Genomic DNA, 15201 nt, shown 5'->3' on the forward strand with positions numbered 1-15201 from the left:
TTCTGTATCCTCTGTTGGATCTCGATCTTAAAATAGCTCAGTTCTCTCTTTTGCCTTCTATGAACTCATTTGTCATGAGGTGTGCCACATCGTCAGTGAACTGCTGAGGTGGGTGTTTCATGAAGTATGATGATGGTGAATAGAGTATTCCGCCTACTCCTCTGACCAGTGCAAGTTTACAGCAGCGTATGGCATCAATGACAACTCCTGCGGAGTTTGGTGAATCCTCTACCGAAAGACGAAGTTCGATGTTCATTGGTACGTCTCCGAAGAGCTTTCCTTCCATTCTCAGGAAACATAGCTTGTTGTCCTGCTGCCATGGGACGTAATCGCTTGGTCCGATATGGATGTTATGATCGTCAAGCCTTTCTGTAAGTACTGACTGGACCGCTTCTGTCTTTGAGGTCTTCTTTGAAGAAAGCCTGTCGCGGTTGAGCATGTTGAGGAAATCGGTATTGCCACCAGTGTTGAGCTGGTATGTTCGCTCCAGTTTAACTCCCCTTTTATTGAAAAGGTCTGCAAGGGTACGGTGTGTTATGGTTGCACCAAGCTGTGCTTTAATATCATCGCCGATTATTGGAATTCCCTTGTCCGCAAATTTCTGTGCCCATTCGGGGTTGCTCGCAATGAATACTGGCATATTGTTGACAAATGCGACATTTGCATCGAGTGCACATTGTGCATAGAATTTAGTTCCCTCTTCAGATCCTACTGGAAGGAAGTTCAAAAGTATCTCCGCACCGGAGTCCTTTAGAATGGATGTGACATCTTCTTCTGTAGATTCAGGTTCTGTTGCTGGAATGAACTTATACTGGTCTTCGTAGTTCACCATGTGTTCGGACACACCGTCCTTAATGTTTCCCATTGTGACCTTTACTCCGGTCTCTGGTATCTCTGGACAGAATACGGTCGTACAGTTCGGATGTGCAAAAATGGCTTCTGATACGTCCTTTCCAACCTTCCTCTCATCAATGTCAAATGCTGCGACTACTTCAATATCAAAAGGTCTGTACCCACCAATTTCCCAATGCATAAGTCCTATCGCATCTTTTTCCTCTTTGTCTTTATAGTACTCAAGGCCCTGGATCAGTGAACTGGCACAGTTGCCAAGTCCTGCGATTGCGATTTTTATCTTGTCCATAACGCTTCCTCTTAACTAAAGTGAACGATTGACTATGTATATTCTATAATCGTTATGCAATGTCCTAATGTTTACCAGTAAATAAAAAGGTTTCTAATATAATGGTTATTGGATTCGGTTATGTCTTTAGAGGAGCGTTTGGGTTAGAAAGGTTTTTAAGGTGTGAAAGCTGTTCTTTTTTTGGAGATCTTGTTTCTGTATTGATGGAGAAATAAATGCAAGCGCTACCAAAGGGCTTGTCTGGTCTTTAAACAAAATAATGGAGATGATATTATTTCAGAAGCAGAAAATGAATCTTATGGACTGGGTGATATAGATTCCATTGAAGATGCAGTAAAACTCGGTATATCCTTTGAGGATCAGGGCCGGGAATTTTATCTTGAGTTCTCCCGGAAAACGAAGGATCTTGCTGCAAAAGAGCTTTTCCTTTATCTTGCTGATGAGGAGAAAAAGCATTCTCAATACTTAATGAACTATCTTGAAGGGGAAGTTCTTCTGTTAGAGAGTGATCCTGATGTTCATAACTTCAAGAGTGCTTTTTCGTCAGAGTTTGCCAGTGGCGATCTTGGTGAGGTGGGTATACTTCTTGCTGCAATGAGGCTTGAACGTAAGACTGAGGATCTTTACAGTATGCTTGCAAGGAATGCTTCTGATTCAAAACAGGAAGAATTCTTCGAAAGGCTTTCTTCGGTTGAACGCGGTCATTATGATCTTATAGATGGTTTCCTTGAATCTGCTACTGATTTCAGGATGCAGACGTAAAGCTACGAGGTTCTGTTCATGGATCTGATAAATGATACTCTTGAAATTGCCAAAGGTATCTACTGGGTAGGTGTAGTTGACTGGAATCTGCGCGATTTCCACGGCTATGCGACTCCACGGGGTGGCACTTACAATGCGTATCTGATAGTTGATGATAAGGTCACTCTTATTGATACTGTCAAGGGTGACTTTGCACCGGAGATGATCAAGAGGATCCGAAAGGTCGTAAACCCTTCGAAGATAGATCATATCATCTGTAATCATGTGGAGATGGACCATTCAAGTGGTTTGCCTGCTATCATGGAGTTAGCAAAGGATGCGAAGATCTTCTGTACTAAGCGTGGTAAGGTCGGGCTTGAAGAGCACTATGAAGCTAACGGCTGTAGTGCGTGGGATTTTGAAATAGTTGATACTGGCTATGAGCTTGACATCGGCTCACGGACACTTATGTTTCTTGAGACTCCCATGTTGCACTGGCCGGATAGTATGCAGACATATTTGAAAGAAGATCGGATATTGTTCTCCAATGATGCATTTGGCCAGCATTTAGCCACTTCGGTGAGGTTCGAGGATGAGGTGGAATGTGGTGCTTTGGAAGATGCTGCAATATATTATGCGAATATCCTTCTTCCATTTGGTTCTAAGGTGCTAAAGTATGCTGATAAGATCGCAGAACTTGGGCTTGAATTCGATATGATAGCTCCTTCTCATGGGGTTATATGGCGAAAGGAACCTATGAGGGTGGTAGAAGCTTATATCAAATGGGCTAAAGGAGAAGCTGTTCCAAAGGTCTTGGTTATCTATGACACTATGTGGGGTAGTACTGAGATCATGGCAAAGGAGATCGTTGAAGGTGTCTCTGAATGTGGTGTTGAAGCCAGAATGTTCCACCTTCGGAAAAATGATTGGAGTATGATGTTACGGGAACTCCTGTCTTCTCCTGTCATTGCTGTTGGTTCTCCTACCATGCATGGTACCATGTTCTTTACGATATCCGGTTTCCTTACATACCTTAAAGGGCTTCGCCCGAAGGGTAAGAGTGCTGTTGCTTTCGGTTCATTTGGCTGGGGTGGCGGTGCGGTTAAGCATGTTGAGGAAATGATGGCATCTGCTGGGCTTGAGGTAATTGAACCAGGACTTCAGGCAAAGTATCGGCCATATGAAGATGATCTTAAGGCGTGTCGGGAACTCGGAGTCAGGCTCGCACAGCTTGCATTGGATAAAGCTGAATGATATTGATTTTAATTGAATACAAGGAAGTGATGATTAATGAAATTCGAAGGCGAACTTGAAGAAGAATTCTATAATAGATCTAAGAAGAATGCAGAGACCACTGGTTATAGGCTGAATCCTGATTACGATGTCATAACAATCGCAGTCAAAGGTATCTGTAATAATAAACGTGAATATGGTGAATGGTACTGTTTTTGCCAAAAGAGGACGGGGGATGTGGAAAAAGATAAGAAGATCATCTGTCCATGTGCTGCTCGGTCACGGGATGTGGAGATGCGTGGTTCCTGTAAGTGTGGATTGTACATTAAATAAAGACTGATTAATAATACAATATATGAAGGACACATGGTCCTTTCACTTTTTTCTTTTTACAGAAATTGAATGCGATGCTGTATGCACGATGTATTTGTTCTGTAAGGATAGTTAGCTATATTTAGAAGGATGTGTTTTATGATAGGTAAGTGCACAATCTGTTATTAATGGACATATTTAAACAGTTTTTTGTGTCCTATTCATAATATCACATTTTATTATCATACCCGGAGATTCTAAATATGAAAGTATTGGTAAGCGATTCATTATCAGAGGAAGGAGTTTCAAAGTTAAGTGAGCATTTTGACGTTGATGTTTCAACGGGTCTTTCTGAGGACGAGCTTGTAGAGAAGATCGGTATTTTCGATGCTCTTGTAATTCGCAGTGGTACACATGTCACAAAAAGGGTAATCGAGGCCGCTGACAACCTTAAAATTATAGGCAGGGCTGGTGTTGGTGTCGATAATGTTGATGTTGATGCAGCTACTGAAAAAGGTATCATTGTTGTAAATGCTCCTGAAGGGAACATGCTTTCTGCGGCAGAACACACTATCGCTATGATGATGTCGATGGCAAGGAACATTCCTCAGGCAAATGCTTCTTTAAAGGCCAAGAAATGGGAACGCAAGAACTTCATGGGGGTTGAGGTTAACGGCAAAACACTTGGTGTAATAGGTCTGGGACGTATTGGTGCTGAGGTGGCAAAACGTGCACAGGGTCTTGAAATGTCAATTCTGGCCTATGATCCTTTCGTTACTGAGGACCGTGCTAAGGATATGGGCGTTGAACTTACGACTGTTGATGATATTGCTCAGAGGGCAGATTTCATTACGGTTCATACTCCGCTCATAAAAGAGACGCGTAATATACTCGATAAAGCACAGTTTGATATGATGAAGAGTTCCACAAGGGTCATCAATTGTGCACGTGGAGGAATTATCAATGAGGAAGCTCTTGCTGATGCGGCAAGGAATGGGAAGATCGCAGGTGCTGCCATTGATGTGTTCACCAGTGAGCCTCCATTTGACTGTCCTTTCATTGGTCTTGATAATGTGATCGTAACACCTCATTTGGGTGCATCGACAGAAGAAGCCCAGGTCAATGTTGCAGTGTCTGTTGCTGAAGAGATCATCTCTGTTCTGAATGGTGGTTCTGCACGTAATACTATCAATATTCCTGCTGTGAAGCCGGAAGTAATGGCAATACTTGCTCCTTATATCGGACTTGCTGAGACGTTGGGGAGTGTGGCAGCACAGCTTCTTGATGCAAATTATAATAAGATCGAGATATCTTACAATGGTGAGATCGCTGATAAGGATACAAGGGCTGTAACGGTTGCAGCTTTAAAGGGTATTCTTGAGGATGCAGTTGGTTCGGCTGTAAACTATGTGAATGCTCCTTCGTTGGCTAAGTCCAGAAATGTTGAGGTAGTTGAGAGTAAATCCGAAACTTCCGGGGATCACGCTTCAACCATTCGCATAACTCTTTTCCAGGGTACGAACACAAAGTCCGTTTCAGGTGCAGTTGTCGGTCGCGAGCCTAAGATCGTTATGATCGATGGCCAGTATGTTGACCTTGTTCCGAATGGATTTATGATCGTGTCGAATCATGTCAATAGACCGAATGTCATTGGACCATGCTGTATCGTGCTTGGTGAGAATAATATTAATATTTCCGGTATGCAGGTGGGCCGTGTGGAAGTTGGTGGCAATACCATAATGGCGCTAAATGTTGATAATGAGGTCTCTGAGGGAATTCTTGATGAGATCCGTGCTATTAATGGCATATTGGATGCGAAATTAGTTACACTTTGAAATTGTCTTTATGTATGGGCAGTGAGGGCCCATGCATACATTCCTGGTTTGTATCGGGGGCATGTATCTATATGATGAGAAAGCGGGTATACCATCGCTTCCCACACAGGGAAGTCCAATTTGAACAGAAGCATCGCTATTATTCAGATCTGATTTATTTTGTGAAGGTAATGGCGGGTATGGATGGTAAGTTCGGTATGTTCGTGACCGAATCTGCTACAAAGAAAGGACATCGTATTCAGGCGAAGCGAGGGATAAATGTTGAGATCGCTATGAATGGTATGGAATTCACATCACTGAACTATAATAATGTGGATTCGATCATCGATACTATTGAACCTGAGGGTATAATCGATTTCAGGATGAATCTTTCCTACAGTTATCTTGATGGGAAATATAATCGTGTTCCTATTCGGGGTGATACCTATCTGGTGCGTTCAATCCTCGAGTCTGAGGTACTTACTTTGAGGATAAATCACATCGATGGTCCGCAGCGGACTGAATGTGGCAGGGTTGCAGATACTATTATCGACGAGCTTAGGCGTGGTGCATGATGGATGAACTTTTCTTTGTGGTAGCATCACCTTTTAAGAATAATGCTACGACCTCTCTTTCGATAAAGGATTTTGAGTTCTCGTTATCCTTTGATCTTAAATGGATGTCTCCTGCACAGGCTTCAAAAGTGAGGGATCAGGGAATAATGTCTGGTATCCTGAAGTTCGATGAAGGTGAGCTTGTACTAAATATGGATGCATCTTCTATTGATATTCCTGCAGGGTTCAAGCCTTCATCCGATCTGTTCCGGGAGAAGGGGACCATTGATATGATAATGGATACTATTGTTTCAAACGGTGGGATTGATAAGAGGGAGGTCGTTTCTCGTATCAACCAGAAGCAAGAGACTTTAGGTGGTCTTCTGGATGCAGAGGTTGCAGCTTTACTGGTGGCGCATGAATTGGGTTGTGATGCCGGGTCGTTGTTCAATGATGTCTATGAAAGGGTTTCAGGGATGTCTGTCTGAGGAGTTAGAATCCGCACAATCTTTATGTACTATTAATATAATTATGGCAACTCCAGTTAATTATCGACTGGAAAGTGTTCAAATGTTCGAACGCATTAACTGCGTGAGTAAGAAAACTTGCGGAGGGACATTATGAGTAAAAAGACACAAATGAAAATTACAAGGAAAACCAATCCAAGGATTCCTGCATTGATCTCTGTGCTTAAGGATACTGCACGTGAGAATGATGCACCTATCTGGAAGGATATGGCAAAGAGGCTCGAGAAACCTAGCAGGATCTATGCTGAGGTGAATCTGAGCAAGATCAACAGGCATGCAGCCGAGAATGACCTCGTACTTGTACCTGGTAAGGTATTGGGTGCAGGCGCGCTCGGTCACGCTGTAACTGTCGCAGCACTAACATTCAGTACAACTGCTGTGGACAAGATCACAAATGCTGGTGGAAAGTGCATGACCATTGAACAGATTCTGGAAGAGAATCCAGCAGGTTCTGGCATAAGGATCATGCAATGAGGTGTTTCAAATGACAGTAATCGATGCAAATGGTTTGATTATGGGCAGGCTTGCAAGTAACGTTGCAAAGATGTTGCTTTCAGGAGAAGAAGTCTCCATTGTGAATGCAGAGCGTGCAGTGATCTCCGGTTCAAAGGTAACTACCTTTGAGGAATATGACGTTATTCGAAATATGGGCACACGTGAATTCGGTCCTTACTTCCCTAGGAGACCAGACAGGATTCTCAAGAGGACCGTTAGGGGTATGCTTCCTTACAAACGAGCAAGGGGCAAAGACGCAATGGGTCGCCTGAAGGTGTATGTAGGCATTCCTTATGAATACCAGGATGCCGAATTTGTTAGTGTCGAAGGTGCAGAAATGACACGTCTTAGTTCTAACAAGTATGTGACCATTGGCGATGTAAGCCGTCAGTTAGGTTCTAAATTCTAAGGGAGATTTATCCATGGCTACTAAAGTTGTTAATACATCCGGTAAAAACAAAACTGCAATTGCACGAGCAACAGTTTCTGTAGGAACAGGTAAAGCTAGGATCAACAAGAAACCTGTTGATATCTACGAACCTGAATTTGCAAAACTTAAGATCATCGAACCCCTTATGCTGGCAAAAGAAGCTGTTTCTGGCCTTGACATTGATGTAAAGGTCAGTGGTGGCGGAATTATGGGCCAGGCAAATGCGATCAGAACAGCTATCGCAAGAGGAATTGTAGAGTGGACCAACGACACCGATCTCAGGGATGCTTTCATGGCATACGACAGGAATCTTCTGGTAAACGACTCCAGACAGACGGAGACCAAGAAGTTCGGTGGACCAGGTGCACGTGCTAAATATCAGAAATCTTACAGGTAAGGCGGGTAGTTACAATGATTCCAGTTCGCTGTTTCACATGTGGAAAGGTTATTGCGGGAAGCTGGGAAGAGTACAAACGTCGTACAGGTGAAGGAGAAGATCCTGCTACAGTACTCGATGACCTTAAGTTCGTTAGGTACTGCTGCAGGAGAATGTTCCTCGCTCATGTCGAGCTTGTGGACACAATGGCTCCGTATCAGTAAAGGGATCGTAGGGTAGCCCGGACACTTTCAGCGTTCGGGACACGGCCCTTTATTTGAATCTGTGTGAAAGACGCCGGTACCTGAGTTCACATCTCAGCGGTTCCATTAGCCCATTGTGGGCTAACTGATAATATCAACCTGCAGTAAGATAGATAACCACATTCGGAGGGATTCCGAATTCAACTTTCATATATTTAATAAGTCAGAACGAAACCAAATGAGTACTGTTTCTGGATTTGATTATTTGTTAATATATAATATCGTCTGACTATGTTTGTTCAAAATATTTCATTAAGGATTTTTTTGATATGGGTGATCAATTGAGCAATGAAAAATACACTAGATATGAACGTGCAAGGATCATCGGGGCAAGATCACTTCAGATTGCAATGGGAGCTCCTATATTGATCGAAGACGATAACACGGATGCATTATATCTAGCTACACTTGAGTTTGAGAAAGGCGTTATACCTATTACAGTCAAGAGAAATTTACGATAACTGAGGTGAATTTATGGAAAATACGGATCAAAATATTGAGATTACAGCTGAAACAAGCGCAGCAGCAGAGAACACAGAGTCCACATCACTTGTCCCTATAGATGAGTATCTGGCAGCAGGTGTACACATTGGTACCCAGCAGAAGACACAGAACATGATGAAGTTCGTTTACCGTGTAAGGACAGATGGACTTTACGTACTCGACATACAGTCAACCGATGAGAGGATCAGATCTATTGCACATTTCCTTTCAATGTATGACCCATCCAGAATACTTGTCGTATCCGCACGTCAGTATGGCCAGTATCCAGCAACTATGTTCTCAAAGTCAGTTGGAGCAGTTTCAAAGGTCGGTAGGTTCATTCCAGGCAGTCTTACAAACCCTGTACAGGAAGGTTTCTTTGAGCCGGATGTAGTAATTGTGACCGATCCTGCAGGAGATGCACAGGTCATCAGGGAAGCTGTAAATGTAGGTATTCCTGTTGTTGCACTTTGTGACACTAACAACATGACCTCCAATGTAGATCTTGTCATTCCAACCAACAACAAGGGTAGAAAAGCACTTTCCCTCGTATATTGGCTTCTGGCAAGAGAGATCGCAAACGAAAGGGATATTCCTTTCAACTATGAAGCAAGTGAATTTGAAACAGGTCTTTAATTGACCTGTTCTCATTTTTCTTAACCTCACTCATACATAATATATCCCGTTTGTAACAGGGGGAACAGTAGTATGAGACAACCAACCGTTGCAGGTAAGTTCTATCCGCTGAGCACAAAGGCACTGCGCAAGGAAATTGTGAAATGCTTTCATGGTCTTGAGATAATGTCTGAAGACGTGATAGGTGCAGTGGTTCCACATGCAGGTTATGTCTATTCCGGTCCAGTCGCAGCACATGCTTTTGCAAGGCTTCCGAAAGCAGACACATATGTGATATTTGGACCAAACCATACAGGATATGGTTCACCGGTCGCAATGTCCCAGGATGTCTGGAATACACCTTTCGGAGATGTCGAGACCGATAGGGAACTGGGCAAACTGCTTGCAGGGACCATCATCGATATGGATGAAGTTGCGCACCGATATGAGCATTCTGTGGAAGTGCAAATACCTTTCCTACAATACCTATTCGGAAGCGATTTTAAGGTCCTGCCAATTTGCATGGGGATGCAGGATGAAGATACTGCTGTCGAGGTAGGTCTGGAGGTAGCTCGTGCTGTAAAGGAATCGGGTAAAAAGGTCGTATTCATTGCATCAAGTGATCTTTCACATTATGTGCCTCAGGAAAAAGCCGAAAAGTCTGACAATTATCTTATTGATGCCATTCTTGATATGGATGTACCTGAAATTTATCGGAGAAAGTACGAGAAAGACATCACAGCTTGCGGATACGGTCCAATAACAGCAATGTTGACAGCTGCAAAGGAATGTGGTGCTAAGAACACCGAGCTGGTCAAATATGGTACCAGTGGGGATGTTACTGGGGATCCGATGGTTGTAGGGTATGCTGCCATTATTGTTAAATGATCATCTAAAGGAGACATTATCATGATCACCTGTTCTGCACCTGGTAAAGTATATCTGTTCGGCGAACACGCAGTGGTCTATGGAGAGCCTGCTATTTGTTGTGCAGTGGATATTCGTACCAGGGTCACCGTATCTCCTGCGGACACGATCACCATAAGTTCATCCCTTGGAACTACGGGCATCGATTTTGAAGTCCATCCCTATGTTTCAGCGGTCCTCGAACGCTTTCAGGATATCTCATCCTTTGATGGAGTGGACCTGCGCATAAGTTCTGATATTCCGGTAGGTTCCGGGCTAGGTTCTTCTGCAGCAGTTACTGTGGCTACGATCAAGGCAATGGATACTTTGCTGGACCTCGGACTTGAACTGGATGATATCGCAAAGATGGGGCATGAGGTCGAGCAGAATATACAGGGTACAGCAAGTCCCACAGATACGTATGTATGTACCATGGGTGGCGTGGTTCTGATACCACAACGTAAAAAACTTGAACTTATTGATTGTGGGATCCTTATAGGTAACACAAATATATTCTCATCCACAAAAGAGCTCGTGGGTAATGTGGCTGATCTTAATGAAAGGTTCCCTGACGTTGTGGGACCTGTATTATCATCCATTGGAAAGCTGTCTGTTATTGGTGAAGGACTTGTGAACGATAGGGACTATGTTTCTGTTGGTGAACTTATGAACATCGATCAGGGTCTGCTTGATGCTATTGGTGTAAGTTGTGCTGAACTGTCTTCCCTCATCTATGCTGCACGTGAAAGTGGTGCGTATGGTTCAAAGATAACCGGTGCAGGTGGCGGTGGTTGTATGGTCGCTATATCTCCGCGTGAGAATGTGGATTCGGTGGCAGAGGCAATTGGTATGGCCGGCGGGAAAGTTGTTGTGGCCAATGCGACAGATATAGGTGTCAGGGTGGAATGCCAGTGAACTCAAATAACGGGATAACTATATTGAAGATAGGCGGCAGCGTAATTACCGATAAGAGATCGGAAGACGGGCTTGCCTGGGAAGAAGAGATAGTCCGGATAGCTCGTGAAATATCCGGTTTTGAAGGTAAACTTATCATTGTGCATGGTGCAGGTTCCTACGGTCACCCTCAGGCAAAAAGATATGCTCTTACGGAAGGCTTCCATGCAGAAGGGGCTGTTGTCACTCACAATGCAGTAAAGGCATTGAACCGTATCGTAGTTGGAATTCTCAATGATGAAGGTGTGAATGCGATATCAGTACATCCAATGTGTTGCACGGTCGCAAAGAACGGTCGCATCTCGGACATGTATCTTGGAAGTATCAGGTTGATGCTTGAGAAAGGGCTTGTTCCGGTATTACATGGTGATGTTGTAATGGATGAGGTAAAAGGCGTATCCATCATCTCCGGTGATCAGGTGATACCCTATCTTGCAACACAGTTGAAGGCTTCCAGAATTGGAGTTGGGAGTGCAGCAGATGGTGTGTTCGATGATAAGGGCGTAACCATTCCAGTGATCACTTCTATGAATTTCGATGAGATAAAGGCATATATCGGTGGCTCGGCAGGAACTGATGTGACCGGTGGAATGCTCGGGAAAGTGCTTGAAATGCTGGAACTTGGCAAAACATCAAGTATAACCTCCTATATATTCAATGCAACTGTAGTGGGAAGCGTGTCGAGTTTTCTAAATGGTGAGAACATCGGTACCGCAATAAAAGATTCATAATAATACATTAACAGGTTTGATAGATTTGAGTACATCCAAGAGAAAGATCGAACACCTTGAACTTTGTGCAAAACGTCCGGTGGAATCCAGGAACGTAACATCCGGATTCGATGATGTTATGCTTATTCACAAAGCATTGCCACAGATACATATGGATGAGATCGATCTGTCCACCGATTTTTTAGGCAAATCGTTGAAGGCTCCATTCCTTATAGCATCTATTACAGGCGGGCATCCAGACACAACTCCGGTAAATGCCGCTCTTGCGGAAGCTGCTGAGGAATTGGGTGTAGGGATCGGTGTGGGAAGTCAAAGGGCTGCGATCGAGGACCCTGAGCAGGAAAGTTCTTTTAGTGTGGTCCGTGATAAAGCACCAAATGCATTCGTTTATGGAAATGTAGGTGCAGCTCAGATTAAGGAATATGGTATCGAAGCAATAGAGAAGCTCGTTGATATGCTGGATGCGGATGCTCTGGCAGTACATTTGAATTTCCTTCAGGAGGCAATACAGCCTGAAGGTGATCGAGACGCTACAGGTGTACTCGAAATGATCAAAGAGGTTTGTTCTCTCAATGTCCCGATTATCGCGAAGGAGACTGGTGCTGGTATCTCTAAAGAAGATGCTGCATTGTTGAAAGAAGCAGGTGTAAGTGCAATTGATGTGGGTGGTGTCGGAGGTACAAGCTGGTCAGGTGTGGAAGTATATAGGGCACATGATAGCGGCGATGCAATTTCCGAGGATCTGGGCAATCTCTACTGGGACTTCGGTATACCTACTGTTTCCAGTGTTCTCGAATGCCGAAGCTTTGTTCCCGTTGTGGCAACGGGTGGTGTGCGAACAGGTCTCGATATTGCAAAATCCCTTTCTCTTGGTGCGTATGCTGCAAGTGCAGCCCTTCCTTTTGTGGGGCCAGCGCTCATTGGGGCGGATGAGGTTGTCTCAAGCCTGTCAAAGATGCTCAATGAACTGAGGGTCGCAATGTTCCTTTGCGGATGTGGTAATATTAATGAGCTTCGTACAAGTTCAAAGGTCACTGTAACCGGATGGACAAAAGAATACATCACACAGCGTGGTTTTGATCCAAAGGACCTTGACATAAGGTCTGACCTTTGATAGGTTTAATAAAGCCGAAATTCACAGTCATTTTTTGGTCAAGATGACCAAAAGTTATCATTGAATTAGAAAATACAGATAAATTGGAGGAATTATATGACAGATATTGGAATCATAGCAGTAGGCGGCTATAACGAAATGGGTCGTAATATGACTGCTATAAGAGTTGACGAAGACATCATTATCGTTGATATGGGCCTGAGATTAGATAGGGTCCAGATCCATGAGGATGTGGAAATTGATAAGATGCATTCCCTTGAGCTTATAGAAATGGGTGCAATACCTGACGACACGATCATGAAGCAGGTAAACGGCAACGTTGCTGCTATTGTTTGTACACATGGTCACCTTGATCACATCGGTGCAATACCAAAACTTGCTCACAGGTACACTGCTCCTATCATCGGTACGCCTTATACGGCAGCCCTTATTAAGCAGCAGATCGAATCCGAACGTAAGTTCGGTGTCAAGAACAAGATCATTCCGATAGAGGCTGGTGGTACCTATCAGATAAATGATGATGTTTCCATTGAACTTATTCGTGTACAGCACAGTATCATCGATGCGGTGTTCGTTGCAGTACATACACCTGTAGGTGCTGTTCTTTACGCATGCGATTTCAAGCTTGACCGCACACCAACACTTGGTGAGGCACCTGACTTTGAAAGGCTCAGGGAGCTCGGAAAGGAAGGAGTCATATGTATGATCGTGGAGAGTACTAATGCAAACCGCAAAGGTAAGACTCCATCAGAACAGATCGCTCATGATATGGTGCGCGATGTGCTTCTGGGTACCGAGGAATCCGATGTAGGCATGATCGTCACTACATTTGCATCTCACATTGCACGTATCAACTCTATCATTCAGGTTGCAGGAGAGATGGGCCGTATCCCTGTGCTCATGGGACGTTCCATGGACAAATATGTAGTAACTGCAAAGAACATGGGATATATCGATTTCCCGAAGAATGTTGAGATATATGGTAAACGTAAGGACATCGACCGGGCTTTCAAGAAGATCATGTCAGAAGGCAAAGAAAAATACTTGCCTATCGTTACAGGTCATCAGGGGGAACCAGGTGCTATCCTTTCACGTGTTGCAAGTGGTGACACACCATTTGAAGTTGAATCCGGTGACCGTATAATATTCTCTGCAAATATCATACCAAGCCCTATGACGCAAGCAAACCGCTATGCACTCGAGACCAAACTTAAGATGAAGGGTGCCCGTATCTATGACGATGTGCACGTTTCAGGTCACGCTTACCGTGAAGACCACTGGGAACTTCTGAGGATGATAAATCCTGAACATGTGATCCCTGCACACGGAAACATTGGTATGCATAGTGCTTATATTGAAATGGCAGAAGATGCAGGCTATATCCTTGGTGATACGGTCCACATGCTTAGAAATGGTGAAGAACTGTATATTGAAGAATGATCATTTAAATTAAATCGGGTGTGAACATATGGATCTTATGGATGAGATAAAAAAAAGAAGTGTATATGTTGATAAAGGTATAGGCGAATTTCTTCCGATCTCACATCCGGAAGAGCTCTATAGAGCTTCGAGATATTTGCCGGATGCTGGTGGAAAGCGTCTTCGCCCAGCGGTTCTCATGCTTTCAACTGAAGCAGTCGGCGGTGACCCTATGTCGGTTATCCCGGCAGCCGTTGCACTGGAACTGGTCCACAATTTCACCCTTGTTCATGATGATATCATGGACAATGACGATGTAAGACGCGGAATGCCTGCTGTCCATGTAAAGTGGGGAAGTGAAGGTGCGATCCTTGCAGGAGATACTCTTTATTCAAAAGCTTTTGAGATCCTTTCCGTAATGGAAAAAGATCCTGAAAGGATTCTGAAATGTGTTGCACTTCTTTCCAGGACCTGCACTGAGATATGTGAAGGTCAGTGGATGGATATCGAGTTTGAGAACCGCGATACAGTTTCAGAAGAAGAGTATCTTGAAATGGTCGAAAAGAAGACCTCGGTGCTTTATGGTGCAGCAGCTAAAGTAGGTGCACTTCTGGGAGGAGCTTCCGATGAGGTTGCTGATGCTATGTATGAGTTCGGTCGTCTTGTTGGGATCAGTTTCCAGATACAGGATGATGTCATCGATATGGTAACCCCTGAAGATATCCTCGGTAAGGTCAGGGGCAGTGATCTCATTGAAGGAAAGAGGACTCTGATAGCTATCCATGCACTCAATCATGGTGTCGAACTGGAAATATTCGGCAAGGGCGGTTCAGTTTCTCCAGAACAGATAGATGAAGCGGTTTCTATCCTCGAAGATTCTGGTTCAATAAAATATGCACAGGACCTTTCCACAGAAACACTTGAGAGGGGTAAGAGAATGCTCGATATCCTTGGTGATTCCGAAGCAAAGGAAATTCTTCTTGCTGTTGCAGATTATATGGTGACCCGAAATTATTGATTGGATCGATAGTTAATATCCCTTTTATTCAATGGGGTCACTTATTATTATTCTTTTTGATCGAGCTTCATTTCT

19 protein-coding genes and 1 tRNA gene are annotated in these 15201 nt (G+C 43.8%); 19 read left to right on the forward strand and 1 reads right to left on the reverse strand.

Features of this window, described 5'->3' with window-relative positions; all coding sequences use genetic code 11:
* Positions 1–37 precede the first annotated feature (37 nt).
* Positions 38–1141 carry an inositol-3-phosphate synthase gene (locus tag MBUR_RS12365; protein WP_011500368.1) on the reverse strand — a complete coding sequence of 368 codons (1104 nt, stop codon included), beginning with the start codon at positions 1139–1141 and terminating at the stop codon, positions 38–40.
* 345 nt (positions 1142–1486) lie between these two features.
* On the opposite strand from MBUR_RS12365, the gene MBUR_RS13620 reads away from it, so the two are divergent.
* From MBUR_RS13620 to MBUR_RS12455, 19 genes are all read left to right on the forward strand, one after another.
* Entirely contained in the window at positions 1487–1903 is a 417-nt protein-coding gene (locus tag MBUR_RS13620; RefSeq protein ID WP_232222167.1) for a ferritin family protein, read from the forward strand.
* Between the two features lie 18 nt (positions 1904–1921).
* Entirely contained in the window at positions 1922–3136 is a 1215-nt protein-coding gene (locus MBUR_RS12375) for an FprA family A-type flavoprotein (protein ID WP_011500369.1), read from the forward strand.
* A 36-nt stretch (positions 3137–3172) separates the two neighbouring features.
* The gene (locus MBUR_RS12380; protein WP_011500370.1) at positions 3173–3448 is read left to right on the forward strand and encodes a ferredoxin-thioredoxin reductase catalytic domain-containing protein; all 276 of its coding nucleotides are present in this window, start codon (positions 3173–3175) and stop codon (positions 3446–3448) included.
* Between the two features lie 242 nt (positions 3449–3690).
* The gene (gene serA, locus MBUR_RS12385; RefSeq protein ID WP_011500371.1) at positions 3691–5262 is read left to right on the forward strand and encodes a phosphoglycerate dehydrogenase; all 1572 of its coding nucleotides are present in this window, start codon (positions 3691–3693) and stop codon (positions 5260–5262) included.
* A 170-nt stretch (positions 5263–5432) separates the two neighbouring features.
* Entirely contained in the window at positions 5433–5816 is a 384-nt protein-coding gene (locus MBUR_RS12390) for a hypothetical protein (RefSeq protein ID WP_232221912.1), read from the forward strand.
* Positions 5813–6283, forward strand: coding sequence for a DUF2240 family protein (locus MBUR_RS12395; RefSeq protein WP_232221913.1), 471 nt, complete (start codon positions 5813–5815; stop codon positions 6281–6283). Before MBUR_RS12390 ends, MBUR_RS12395 begins: the two co-directional genes overlap by 4 nt.
* 132 nt (positions 6284–6415) lie before the next feature.
* Positions 6416–6796, forward strand: a complete 381-nt coding sequence (locus MBUR_RS12400; RefSeq protein ID WP_011500374.1) for a 50S ribosomal protein L18e — start codon at positions 6416–6418, stop codon at positions 6794–6796.
* 10 nt (positions 6797–6806) lie between these two features.
* Complete coding sequence (locus tag MBUR_RS12405; RefSeq protein WP_011500375.1) at positions 6807–7226, forward strand: 50S ribosomal protein L13; 420 nt, start codon at positions 6807–6809, stop codon at positions 7224–7226.
* Between the two features lie 13 nt (positions 7227–7239).
* The gene (locus tag MBUR_RS12410; RefSeq protein WP_011500376.1) at positions 7240–7644 is read left to right on the forward strand and encodes a 30S ribosomal protein S9; all 405 of its coding nucleotides are present in this window, start codon (positions 7240–7242) and stop codon (positions 7642–7644) included.
* Between the two features lie 14 nt (positions 7645–7658).
* On the forward strand, positions 7659–7847 hold the full coding sequence (locus tag MBUR_RS12415; RefSeq protein WP_011500377.1) for a DNA-directed RNA polymerase subunit N: 189 nt from the start codon (positions 7659–7661) through the stop codon (positions 7845–7847).
* 1 nt (position 7848) lies between these two features.
* Positions 7849–7952: transfer RNA gene (locus tag MBUR_RS14000), tRNA-Pro, on the forward strand.
* A 203-nt stretch (positions 7953–8155) separates the two neighbouring features.
* The gene (locus tag MBUR_RS12420) at positions 8156–8347 is read left to right on the forward strand and encodes a DNA-directed RNA polymerase subunit K (protein WP_011500378.1); all 192 of its coding nucleotides are present in this window, start codon (positions 8156–8158) and stop codon (positions 8345–8347) included.
* 13 nt (positions 8348–8360) lie between these two features.
* Positions 8361–9005 carry a 30S ribosomal protein S2 gene (gene rpsB / locus MBUR_RS12425; protein ID WP_011500379.1) on the forward strand — a complete coding sequence of 215 codons (645 nt, stop codon included), beginning with the start codon at positions 8361–8363 and terminating at the stop codon, positions 9003–9005.
* A 72-nt stretch (positions 9006–9077) separates the two neighbouring features.
* Positions 9078–9872, forward strand: a complete 795-nt coding sequence (locus tag MBUR_RS12430; RefSeq protein ID WP_011500380.1) for an MEMO1 family protein — start codon at positions 9078–9080, stop codon at positions 9870–9872.
* A gap of 21 nt (positions 9873–9893) precedes the next feature.
* Entirely contained in the window at positions 9894–10805 is a 912-nt protein-coding gene (locus MBUR_RS12435; RefSeq protein WP_011500381.1) for a mevalonate kinase, read from the forward strand.
* Positions 10802–11575, forward strand: coding sequence for an isopentenyl phosphate kinase (locus MBUR_RS12440; RefSeq protein WP_011500382.1), 774 nt, complete (start codon positions 10802–10804; stop codon positions 11573–11575). The genes MBUR_RS12435 and MBUR_RS12440 overlap by 4 nt, the downstream gene beginning before the upstream one ends.
* A gap of 25 nt (positions 11576–11600) precedes the next feature.
* Complete coding sequence (gene fni, locus MBUR_RS12445; protein ID WP_011500383.1) at positions 11601–12689, forward strand: type 2 isopentenyl-diphosphate Delta-isomerase; 1089 nt, start codon at positions 11601–11603, stop codon at positions 12687–12689.
* Positions 12690–12785: 96 nt separating this feature from the next.
* Positions 12786–14129 (forward strand): RNase J family beta-CASP ribonuclease, encoded by a 1344-nt coding sequence (locus tag MBUR_RS12450; RefSeq protein ID WP_011500384.1) that lies wholly within the window; start codon positions 12786–12788, stop codon positions 14127–14129.
* Positions 14130–14157: 28 nt separating this feature from the next.
* A complete protein-coding gene (locus MBUR_RS12455) occupies positions 14158–15126 on the forward strand; it encodes a polyprenyl synthetase family protein (RefSeq protein WP_011500385.1) in 969 nt (322 codons plus the stop codon).
* The last annotated feature ends 75 nt before the right edge of the window (positions 15127–15201 follow it).

Origin of the sequence: Methanococcoides burtonii DSM 6242, from assembly GCF_000013725.1 — an archaeon.
GTDB lineage: Archaea > Halobacteriota > Methanosarcinia > Methanosarcinales > Methanosarcinaceae > Methanococcoides > Methanococcoides burtonii.